A 4429-nucleotide genomic window follows, 5' to 3' on the forward strand; every position below is an offset into this window, starting at 1 on the left:
TGACGCGCACTGGGGTTTGGTAGATTTCCACAGAGATTTCCACAGGGATTTCCACAGGAATCTTTGCAGGCGCAATTAACGCAGCAAATTATATTTCAAAATGCAATAAATTGCGCGGAAGCCATCTTTCCAGCCAATTTTTTTGCCTTCTTTGTAGGTGCGACCGTAATAGGAAATCCCTACTTCATAGATGCGGCAACCCATTTTGGCGACCTTGGCAGTTACTTCTGGTTCAAAGCCAAAGCGGTTTTCCTCAAGCCGAACTGACTGAATCACCTCGCGCCGAAACGCTTTATAGCAGGTTTCCATATCCGTCAGGTTGATATTGGTCAACATATTGGACAGCAGCGTTAGAAACTTGTTGCCAACCATGTGCCAGAAATAAACCACCCGATGGGGACGACTACCTGCAAAGCGCGAACCAAAAACCACATCGGCTTTATCTGCCAGAATCGGTGCCATCAAATCGGGAAATTCCTGCGGGTCGTATTCTAGATCGGCATCTTGAACCACGACAATATCGCCTGTTGCTGCGGCAAACCCGGTGCGTAGCGCTGCTCCTTTGCCGCGATTGCGCGGGTGATAAATCACCTGAGCGACCTGAGGCTCGATCGTAGATTGCAGCAGTTCTCTGGTTCCGTCGGTTGAGTAATCATCAACAATAATAATTTCTAGCGATTCGATCGGGGCTGCTTTGACGGCTTGCACCACTTTACCGATCGTTCCCAACTCGTTGTAGCACGGAATTACAACTGAAAGCTTCATCACACCCGGCTTTATTGCAATAGGTTTTCAACAGGAATCTCGTGAACTTGAACCAAGTCCTAATCGCTACCCTGCTCTACCAGCAGAATACTCCTGAATGGGCAACTTGACGACTTGATTCTTAAATTATTCCTTTAATTGAACGCGATGAGAGGCTGTTTGAGAAGTTGTGAATCCCCTAAATTGCCCCTGAAATTCTGAATGCTGAGAAACTTTGAAAGTCAGAATGATTGGCTTATTTCCCTCTAGAATGCGTTGGCTTGGAGGGCGGTTCGGCAGTCATCGCTGATCAAGCCCCCTTTGATAACCTTCAGGGTCGATGTAAATTAACAGATTTGAGACAAATCCGAGCAGCTTAAACGGGATGAGCCGAACATGAGCTTCGGTAGGCACAAGCGTCAGCAAATCACGCTGGGTCAGCAAATTCAGATTTTCCTCCTTTGCCCAGAATGTCATGCCGATCGATCGCAAAATCTGGCGAAACACCTGCGGTGGCAGCCAGTGAACCAGCGGCAAAATTGTGTGAAATTCGATCGGATGCCAGCGATTTGGCGTGGTAATACAGCAGACCCGACCCACTCGCAGCAGTTCCTGAATAAAGGCAGCCTGACGCGATCGATCGCCGATATGCTCGATCACCGCAAAGCTCACCACCAGATCAAAACTCTGATCCAGGAAGGGCAGGTCTAGCCCATCTGCCTGAACAAATTTCAACCCCGGATAGTCTTCCTCCAAAAAAGCAGCGTCTTCCACTCCCACGGCAGTAATTTGACCCGAAAACGGATACCACTGCTCAAAAAAATTGCAGTCCTCTCGCCGATCGCAGGTTACTCCCACATCTAGAACCTTCAGACCGGGCGACGGAGGATAAAGCTGGATTAATGCCTCAAACATTTTGCGCCGCATTCGTTGCGAAGTCCGACTCACCAATCCACCCGGATTTGGCTGCACGTAGGGACTGCCCGGAACAGACCTACCTCTAAACCAGCGCGATCGCCACTTGACGTACCTTGCTGTATCTTTTGTCATCGGGCGAATGTTATCGGGCGAAACTGGCGAGATGGGCAAAATTCAGACAGCATCATAACACGAGCGATTCTGGCGATCGTTTGATTGCCCCGCCGGGTCTATTTTGCATTCAACACCTTGCGGAGCACGACCTTATCATTCCCCGTTGGTCAAAGTCTCGAACGCGTACCTCTTCCTGATAGCCGCACTTTACTTAGAATGCCCAAGTACGCTAAAAGTTCGGCAACCCTGACGATCGGTACTATCAGTACTAAGGTATAACCCAAAACCCCGCTCCAAACACCCACTACGACTAATCCCCCAATCACTCAGATTCCGCTAACCGCAGCGATCGCATCCTCAGCCCTCCTCAGGAATCGAATGTGTTGTGCTGGTGCATTTGCTGATTTAGCTCGTCCAACTTGATTTGGAAATCGATAGAGTATTGTTCAATGCGAATCTCATCACCTTGCGTTAAACTTTCCTGCAACTGCCTCATCAAGGTTTCAATTTCCTGACGAAGGCTCGAGGCAAACTGCATCCCAAAGTCTAGAGCTGCCTGCTTAAGCTGTTGTTTCCCTTGTAATACTACAGCTTCGGCACGATCGCGCTTCTCGGTAGAGTCGTGAGTCATGATTTTACTCCAGAGATTTGAAGAATCATCAGGTTATTTTTTCACAGTAATACTCAGATCAGTGGCCGCGTAATGGGTGCCTTAACTTGCTTCTACACTAACTCGAAGAATTCTATAAAAAGAGCTAGAACTTCTACCATGCAAACATTTTGAACATTCGTGATGCGAATGCTTAATTTGTTGATTCGGCTAACCAGCGTGGTAATCGACAATTAAACTAAATTAAAGTTTGTCGCTTTTCCTCCAGCATTCATGCAGATCCACATTGAAACCTTCACCGTTCACAAGCGCGTCCCACTTACCATCAGCCGGGGCACAACCAGCGAAAGTACCAATCTTTGGGTGCGTGTGGAACAGGACGGCATCGAAGGATGGGGTGAAGCATCGCCTTTCTTGGTGGGAGACGTGCCGCAAACAACTGAATTGCTGCTGCAAAATCTGCAAGCCCTTAAGCCGCGCCTGGAAAAATTCACCCCCTTCGATCGCCAGCCCATTGAACGCTTACTCCGCACCGTCACCTTATTCTCAGCTGTCAGAACAGCCGTGGATCTGGCACTACACGACTGGATAGGCAAAAAAGTGGGACTTCCCCTCTGGCAGCTTTGGGGACTCGATCGCCGCAAAATTGTCCCGACTTCAGTGACGATCGGCATTAGCTCACCGGAAGCGGCAAAACAGCGGATGCTGCAATGGATGGACATCACCACGGTAAAAGCGGTGAAGGTTAAACTCGGAAGTCCAGCAGGGGTGGAAGCCGATCGGGCGATGCTGCAAGCCGTGAAAAAAGTTGCCCCCTCGGATGCAAAATGGAGCGTTGATGCCAATGGCGGCTGGACCGTTGATGAGGCGATCGAGATGAGTCACTGGCTCAACGACCAGGGCATTACCTATATTGAGCAGCCCCTCGCTGCCGGGCAGGAAGCCGACTTGCCCCAGGTTTATCGCCGATCGCCCCTGCCGATTTTTGTAGACGAAAGCTGCTTTACCAGCCGCGATATTCCTGCCCTTGCCGATCGGGTCAACGGCATCAACATTAAACTCATGAAGTCGGGCGGACTGACAGAGGCATTGCGGATGATTCACACAGCGCAAGCCTGCGGCTTACAGGTGATGTTTGGCTGCTATTCCGACAGCGCTCTCTCGAACACGGCGGCGGCTCAGCTTGCACCTCTAGCAGATCATTTGGATCTGGATAGCCATTTGAACTTGAAGGATGACCCGTTTGTGGGGGCAACGATGCAGGAGGGCTGTTTGATTCCTTCTGATGCGCCCGGCTTGGGTGTGATTCGCGCCTGATCTGAATTTTTCACTCGATCGCCTTTTCTCCTCATTCTTCTATGCTGAAACCGACCGATCGCATTGCCATTTTGCTCCACGAAGGAACCCAAAGCTCGAAGGGAAAAACCGGAATTTCTCTGCTGCGCTACAGCGAAAACCCGATCGTCGCCGTAATTGATCACGCCTGTGCCGGGCAGTCTTTGCTGCAGTTGACCGGAATCGATCGCGATGCACCGATCGTGGCTTCGACCCAGGAGGCGATCGAATATCAGCCAAATGTGCTGGCGATCGGAATTGCGCCATCGGGCGGAGCATTGCCGGAACCGTGGCGGCAGGAGGTGAAGCAGGCGGTTGCTGCGGGAATGTCGGTAATGAACGGGCTGCATACCTCAATGGCGGATGATCCAGAGTTTCAGGCGTTGCTAAAGTCCGATCAGTGGATCTGGGATGTGCGACGAGAACCTGCGAATCTAGCGATCGGAAGTGGTAAGGCGCGATCGTTGTCCTGTCGGCGGGTGCTGGCCGTGGGAACCGATATGAGCGTCGGCAAAATGTCCACAGGTTTAGAACTGAATCGGCTCTCTCGACAGCGCGGCATTCGTTCCTGTTTTCTGGCAACGGGGCAAACGGGGTTAATGCTGGGCTATGACGGCATTCCGCTGGATGCGATTCGGATTGATTTTGCAGCAGGAGCCGTGGAACAAATTGTGATGCGCCATGGCAATGATCACGAGATTGTCTACG

The 4429-nt window shown here is 50.9% G+C and carries 5 protein-coding genes; 2 read left to right on the forward strand and 3 right to left on the reverse strand.

Annotated elements, in window-relative coordinates:
* Positions 1 to 75 precede the first annotated feature (75 nt).
* From H6F80_RS07940 to H6F80_RS07950, 3 genes are all read right to left on the reverse strand, one after another.
* A complete protein-coding gene (locus H6F80_RS07940; RefSeq protein WP_190791041.1) occupies positions 76 to 765 on the reverse strand; it encodes a glycosyltransferase family 2 protein in 690 nt (229 codons plus the stop codon).
* Positions 766 to 1044: 279 nt separating this feature from the next.
* Positions 1045 to 1794 carry a class I SAM-dependent methyltransferase gene (locus H6F80_RS07945; protein ID WP_190791042.1) on the reverse strand — a complete coding sequence of 250 codons (750 nt, stop codon included), beginning with the start codon at positions 1792 to 1794 and terminating at the stop codon, positions 1045 to 1047.
* 349 nt (positions 1795 to 2143) lie between these two features.
* Entirely contained in the window at positions 2144 to 2407 is a 264-nt protein-coding gene (locus tag H6F80_RS07950) for a hypothetical protein (RefSeq protein WP_190791043.1), read from the reverse strand.
* A 252-nt stretch (positions 2408 to 2659) separates the two neighbouring features.
* Here H6F80_RS07950 and H6F80_RS07955 point away from each other — a divergent pair, with 252 nt between their 5' ends.
* Positions 2660 to 3703 carry a dipeptide epimerase gene (locus tag H6F80_RS07955; protein WP_190791044.1) on the forward strand — a complete coding sequence of 348 codons (1044 nt, stop codon included), beginning with the start codon at positions 2660 to 2662 and terminating at the stop codon, positions 3701 to 3703.
* A 41-nt stretch (positions 3704 to 3744) separates the two neighbouring features.
* Positions 3745 to 4429: DUF1611 domain-containing protein (locus H6F80_RS07960; protein WP_190791045.1), on the forward strand; the 685-nt coding region annotated here is incomplete at its 3' end.

The sequence above is a fragment of the Leptolyngbya sp. FACHB-711 genome (genome assembly GCF_014695615.1).
Taxonomy (GTDB): Bacteria; Cyanobacteriota; Cyanobacteriia; order Elainellales; family Elainellaceae; genus Leptolyngbya_A.